Raw genomic sequence first — 5,807 nt, 5'->3', positions numbered from 1 at the left:
CTGCCCGACATGTTCCGTTCGCTGACGGGCGAAACCGAAGCGGCACGGGCCGAGGCGTTCGCACGGCACTTCGTGGCGCGCGCCGACGAGATCATGGTGCCGGGCACCCGCATCTATCCCGAAGTGCCGCCGCTGCTCGCGGCGTTGCGCGAGCAAGGGCTCGCCGTCGCGGTCGTGTCGTCGAAGTTTCGCTACCGGATCGACGCGATTCTCGAGCGCAACGGCTTGCAATCGCTGGTCGACGTGTTGATCGGCGGGGAAGACGTACAGCGCCACAAGCCGGACCCGGAAGGGCTCGTGCAGGCGCTGGCGCGGCTCGGTTTGCCTGCCGCGGCGGCGATCTACGTCGGCGACCACGCGGTGGACGCCCAGGCGGCCGAGCGTGCCGGCGTGCCGTTCGTGGGCGCGGTGAGCGGCATGACGTCGTTCGACGCGTGGGCGCAAGCCGGCAAGCAGGCGGTGCCCACGCATATCGGCGAACTGGTCGGCATCGTGCAGCGGATGCAGTGTCGCGCGGGCGAAACGTGCGCCGACGCCGAACGCGGTGCGCAACCGGCCGGTTGACCCGTTTTCCATGATCGGCCGGCGGCGTGCGACGGATTCTGCGACCCTCGCCGTTCAAGTCATATCCACCACCCGAGCTGCCGCCATGTCCGTCATTTCCGTCGCCTTTTCCCGCATCCGACGTTCGTGCGTGCTGCCGGCCGCCCGGGCTCTGTCATATGCCGTTCCGCTCGTGCTGGCCTGTGCCGTCGTCGGCATGCTGGTCGGTGCGCAGCCGGCCGAAGCCATGACACCCAAGCAACGCGAACGGCTCGAAGCGCCGGTCAAGGCCGTCGCCGACCAGCGCGTGACCGTCGACACGCCGCAGGGCAGCGCGGTGCTGCCCGCCTATGCCGACCATCCGCTCGATCAGGCCGCGCCCGACGTTGTACGCGTATTCATCGTGATTCACGGCACGCTGCGTAATGCCGATGCGTACTACGCATCGGGGCGCAAGGTCGTCGAAAAGGCCGGTGCGGCCGGCGCGGGCACGATGGTCGTCGCGCCGCAGTTCCTGACACGCGCCGATGTGCGCGCGTTTTCGTTGGGCGCATCGACGCTCGCGTGGACGCAGGAAGGATGGAAGGGCGGCGAACCGGCGCGCCAGCCGGGCCCGGTCAGCTCGTTCGCGGCGCTCGACGCGTTGCTCGCGCATTTCGCCGACCGCAGCCTGTACCCGTCGTTGTCGACGGTCGTCGTGATCGGCCATTCCGCCGGCGCACAGTTGCTGCAGCGTTATGCGGTGGCCGGGCGCGAAGGCGACGCGCTGGCCCGTACCGGCGTTGCCGTGCGCTACGTGGTCGCGAACCCGTCGAGCTACCTGTATTTCGACGACGAACGGCCGAATGCCGACGCGCTGGCAGGCGGCGCCTGTCCGCGCGCAACCGAATGGAAATACGGGTTGAAGTCGGCGCCGCCTTACGTTGCGTCGCAGGACGTGCGCGACCTCGAAACGCGTTACGTCGCGCGCCGTGTCGTGTACTTGCTCGGGCAGGCCGACACGAATCCCTATACGCATTTCATCGACCGTTCATGCGCGGCGATGGCGCAGGGGCCGTACCGGCTGGCGCGCGGGCTCGCCTATTTCGATTACCTGAAGAAGCGGCATCCGGACGATCTCGCGCAGCAGGTCGTCGAAGTGCCGGGTGTCGGACATGACGGCCTCGGCATGTTCACGTCCGTTTGCGGGCTGGCCGTGCTGTTCGGGCAGGCGTTGCCGCAGTCGTGTCCGGTCGTCGCCGGCACCGCGCCGGAACTGCGTGCAGCTGGGCAGTGAGCCCCCATGCAGGCTGGCTCCGCGACGAAATCAATCGACCGGAAAATGCAGGCATCGTGCGCGGCTCCGTCTGCCACGCAGGCGAAGCGGACGACCGCCGTTGTAGGCGGCTGCCGCCCCCGTTCGCTCGCGCGTTGCGTGCGGGCCACTTCATTCGACGGTGATCGTCTCCTTCATGTAAGGATGAATCCCGCAGAACACCTTGTAGACGCCCGGCTTGTCGAAGCGGAACGCGTACGTCTCGTCCTGGTCGAGCGCTTTCGAATGGAAGATGCCGGCGTCGTTGACCACGGTGTGCGGCTCCGCGTCGAGGTTCTTCCACGTGATCGTCGTGCCGGCCTTGATCGTGGTCGACATCGGCGAAAACATGAAATTGCGGATCGTCACGAGCGGGCCGTTCGGGCTCTGCGCGAACGCGGCGGGCGGCGTGCCGGCGGCGCCGCACAGGATCAGCGCCGCGATGATTCGGATAGGTCGGAAGCGGGTCATGTCGGTCTCCTTAGGTTTATCAGGCGAGCGTCGCATCGTGCAGCGTCGACGCGACCGGATGGCCCGCGAATTCGACGGTCGTCACGCCGAGCATCGACGGCAGCCGGTCGCGCGGCACCGTGAGCGGCACGGGGCCCGGGCCGTTGCCGGCCGTCGGCTGCGGGAACGCGGTCGAGCGGGCGGTATGGAACGTCACGTTGCCCTCGACCTTCGACACGATCTGGTGGATGTGCCCGTTCAGCACGGTGACGGAGCCGAAGCGGCGCAGCAGCGCCATCGTCTGCGGCGCGTCGCCGGTGCCCCAGCCCCACGGCTCGTAGATGGTCCACATCGGCATGTGCGAGAACACGACGATCGGCGTGCTCGACGAGCGGCCTTTGAGATCCTGCGCGAGCCACGCGAGTTGCTCGTCGCCGAAGCTGCCGAGCCCGTTCGGCTTGAAGTGCATCACGTTGACGAGGCCGATGAAGTGCACGCCCGCGTGATCGAAGCTGTAATAGCCGCGGTTGTCCGACGCCTTGCCGAACCGGCCGAAATATTCGGCACCCGAACCATCGGTGACGTCGTGTTCGCCGGGCACCGTATGCAGTTCCGGCACGCGCAGCGCGGACAGCAACTGCGACGCGTGGTCGAATTCCTCGGGCTTCGACAGGTGCGTGATGTCGCCGGTATGGATCGCCAGCGCGGGCAGCGCGGGCATCCCGTTGACGAGGTCGATCGTCTGCTTCAGCGTGGCCGACACGTCGGGATTCGCGTCCTTGTTGAAGCCGATGTGCGTATCGCTGATCTGCACGAACAGCGGCCGGCCCGCGTCCGCCGGGCGCGCTTCGCCGGTCTGCGCGAGCGCGAGGTCGAACGGCGTGAGGATGCCGCCCGACAGCGTGAACAGCGTGCCGAGGCCGCCGAACGCCATGCATTGCAGGGCCTTGCGACGCGACGGGCGGGTGGGGGTCGATGAAGACATGTGAGCCTCGCATTCGTGTGACGAAACCGGACGGCCGGATCGTCCTGGAATAAGCCGGCGCCTTCGCATGCGATACCGGCGAAGCGGCGGATTTATTCCCGACCGTTGCGAGATCGAACACTCGTGTCGGCGGCCGGCGGGGCGATGCGCGACTGCCACCGGATGACCCGTCAATGTCCTGTAAGTGACACGTCACATTTGCGTCACGGCCGCCCGATAGCCTCCCACTCCGAATCCCCTCTCCGGAGCCCTTCATGCCGAACCACGCGGCAACGGACACGGGCGGTGCGGTCGGCCACCGCACGCGCCTCCTCGGCCTCGCGCTGTTTTTTCCGGTCATTGCCTGCGGCATCGTCCCGGTCGGCGTTCATTCCGGTGCCGACCTCCGCGTCGTCGAGGAAGGCTCGGTGCTGCCAATCGCACTACACGGGCTGTCCTGATTCGCGCCGCTGCCGCGACGCCCGGCTGCGCGGCACGCGGCCGGACCCATCGATTTTCAATTCAACACAAGACACAAGACGCTACCGATGGATATCAGTTTCTTCGATCCGAATCGCACCGCCAACGCGTCCGCGTGGCGCGTGCTGCCCAACCGCTGGGATGCGATCGCGTTTCCGCTGATCATCGGCATACTCGCGATGGCGATCGTCGGTTTTCACCAGACGATGGCGCCGATTGGCGTGCTGCAGACGCAGAAGATCTCGCTCGATCCGTCGAACCTGCCTGAATACGCATTGCGCACCACGCTGCGGATGCTCGCCGCGATGATTGCGTCGCTCGTGTTCACGCTCGTCTACGGCACGCTCGCCGCGAAAAGCCGCCGCGCGGGCATGGTGCTGATTCCGATTCTCGACATCCTGCAGTCGGTGCCGGTGCTCGGCTACATCTCGTTTACGGTCACGTTCTTTCTCGCGCTGTTTCCGGGCCGTGTGCTCGGCGCCGAGCTGGCCGCGATCTTCGCGATCTTCACGAGCCAGGCCTGGAACATGACGTTCAGCTTCTACCAGTCGCTGCGCACCGTGCCGCGCGACCTGAGCGAAGTGTCGCGCGGCTTTCATCTCACGGCGTGGCAGCGCTTCTGGAAGCTCGAAGTGCCGTTCTCGATGCCGGGCCTGATCTGGAACATGATGATGTCGATGTCGGGCGGTTGGTTCTTCGTCGTCGCATCGGAGGCGATCACCGTCGGCAACCAGACGATCACGCTGCCGGGCATCGGCGCGTATCTCGCGCAGGCGATCTCGGACAAGAATCTCGGCGCGGTCGGCTGGGTGATCGTCGCGATGTCGGTCGTGATCCTCGCCTACGACCAGTTCCTGTTCCGTCCGCTCGTCGCGTGGGCCGACAAGTTCCGGATGGAGAACACCGCGTCGGGCGATGCGCCGCAATCGTGGCTGCTCGACATGATGCGTCGCACGCACCTGATCCATCAGTTGCTCGTGCCGGCCGGCTGGATGCTGTCGCAGGCCGCGCGGATTCCGCTACGCGTGCCGTCGCTGACGGGCACACGCGTGCGCAGCGCATCGGCGCGCCGTTCGTCGCGCATCGGCGACATCGTGTGGGGCGCATTCGTGATCCTGCTGACGGTGTACGTTGCATGGCGTGTCGTCAGCTTCGTCGCGACCGGCGTGACGATGGCCGAGGTCGGCCACGTGCTCGTGCTCGGCCTGATCACGCTGCTGCGCGTGCTGGTGCTGATCGCGATCGCGTCGGTGATCTGGGTGCCGCTCGGCGTGCTGATCGGGCTGCGCCCGAAGCTGGCCGAGAAAATCCAGCCGCTCGCGCAGTTCCTCGCCGCATTCCCGGCGAACCTGCTGTTTCCGGTATTCGTGATCGTGATCGTCCACTTCCACCTGAACGCGGATATCTGGCTGTCGCCGCTGATCGTACTCGGCACGCAGTGGTACATCCTGTTCAACGTGATCGCGGGCGCGATGTCCTATCCGAACGACTACAAGGAAGCGACGAAGAACTTCCGTATCCGCGGCTGGCAGTGGTGGCGCCAGGCGATCCTGCCCGGCATCTTTCCGTACTACGTGACCGGCGCGATCACCGCATCCGGCGGCGCGTGGAACGCGAGCATCGTGTCCGAGTTCGTGCAGTGGGGCGACACGAAGGTCGTCGCGCACGGCCTTGGCGCGTATATCGCGCAAACGACCGTCGCCGGCGATTTCCCGAAGATCATCCTGGGCATCGCCGTGATGTCCCTGTTCGTCACCTTGTTCAACCGCCTGCTGTGGCGTCCGATGTACGCCTATGCGGAATCCCGGCTCCGTCTCGATTGAGAGTAAGCGCGATGCAAAATTCGACCGTTATCAACGCCCCCGTCAAGACGTCCCAGCCGCTGCAGCCGCCGCGGCTCGGCGAAGAAATCCTGCGCGTCGAGCATGTGAACCGCGGCTTCAACAAGTCGCAGGGCGAACTGCTCGTGCTCGACGACGCGAACCTGTCGCTGCGCGAAGGCGAGATCGTCGGCCTGCTCGGCCGCTCCGGCTCGGGCAAATCGACGCTGTTGCGCATCATTGCCGGCCTGATCGA

The 5,807-nt window shown here is 66.3% G+C and carries 7 protein-coding genes; 5 read left to right on the top strand and 2 right to left on the bottom strand.

Annotation, left to right across the window (positions count from 1 at the left end; genetic code table 11):
- Positions 1-564, top strand: a 564-nt coding sequence (locus H3O04_RS33460; protein WP_202589322.1) for an HAD family hydrolase, incomplete at its 5' end; no start/stop codon positions are given.
- An 85-nt stretch (positions 565-649) separates the two neighbouring features.
- On the top strand, positions 650-1,819 hold the full coding sequence (locus H3O04_RS33455; protein WP_202589321.1) for an alpha/beta fold hydrolase: 1,170 nt from the start codon (positions 650-652) through the stop codon (positions 1,817-1,819).
- Positions 1,820-1,969: 150 nt separating this feature from the next.
- On the opposite strand, the gene H3O04_RS33450 is transcribed toward H3O04_RS33455, so the two are convergent.
- Together H3O04_RS33450 and H3O04_RS33445 are read right to left on the bottom strand one after the other, a co-directional pair.
- Positions 1,970-2,308, bottom strand: a complete 339-nt coding sequence (locus H3O04_RS33450; protein ID WP_034175246.1) for a cupredoxin domain-containing protein — start codon at positions 2,306-2,308, stop codon at positions 1,970-1,972.
- A gap of 19 nt (positions 2,309-2,327) precedes the next feature.
- The gene (locus H3O04_RS33445; RefSeq protein WP_006480940.1) at positions 2,328-3,272 is read right to left on the bottom strand and encodes a metallophosphoesterase family protein; all 945 of its coding nucleotides are present in this window, start codon (positions 3,270-3,272) and stop codon (positions 2,328-2,330) included.
- Positions 3,273-3,526: 254 nt separating this feature from the next.
- On the opposite strand from H3O04_RS33445, the gene H3O04_RS33440 reads away from it, so the two are divergent.
- From H3O04_RS33440 to H3O04_RS33430, 3 genes are all read left to right on the top strand, one after another.
- Positions 3,527-3,712: a phosphate transporter gene (locus H3O04_RS33440; protein WP_202589320.1), complete on the top strand. Its 186-nt coding sequence runs from the start codon at positions 3,527-3,529 to the stop codon at positions 3,710-3,712.
- A gap of 87 nt (positions 3,713-3,799) precedes the next feature.
- Complete coding sequence (locus H3O04_RS33435) at positions 3,800-5,554, top strand: ABC transporter permease (RefSeq protein ID WP_202589319.1); 1,755 nt, start codon at positions 3,800-3,802, stop codon at positions 5,552-5,554.
- 11 nt (positions 5,555-5,565) lie between these two features.
- Positions 5,566-5,807 (top strand): ATP-binding cassette domain-containing protein (locus H3O04_RS33430; RefSeq protein ID WP_134320025.1); only part of this gene is annotated, 242 nt, incomplete at its 3' end.

The organism is Burkholderia sp. KCJ3K979, from assembly GCF_016759955.1.
Taxonomy (GTDB): Bacteria; Pseudomonadota; Gammaproteobacteria; order Burkholderiales; family Burkholderiaceae; genus Burkholderia; species Burkholderia orbicola.
Note: the sequence above shows the minus strand (reverse complement) of the source record. Positions and strands in the feature narration are given on the sequence as shown.

Bases quoted from the DNA above. Each gene is read 5' to 3' on its own strand.
- H3O04_RS33455 (WP_202589321.1), top strand. From the start codon at position 650: ATGTCCGTCATTTCCGTCGCCTTTTCCCGCATCCGACGTTCGTGCGTG.
- H3O04_RS33450 (WP_034175246.1), bottom strand. From the start codon at position 2,308: ATGACCCGCTTCCGACCTATCCGAATCATCGCGGCGCTGATCCTGTGC.
- H3O04_RS33445 (WP_006480940.1), bottom strand. From the start codon at position 3,272: ATGTCTTCATCGACCCCCACCCGCCCGTCGCGTCGCAAGGCCCTGCAA.
- H3O04_RS33440 (WP_202589320.1), top strand. From the start codon at position 3,527: ATGCCGAACCACGCGGCAACGGACACGGGCGGTGCGGTCGGCCACCGC.
- H3O04_RS33435 (WP_202589319.1), top strand. From the start codon at position 3,800: ATGGATATCAGTTTCTTCGATCCGAATCGCACCGCCAACGCGTCCGCG.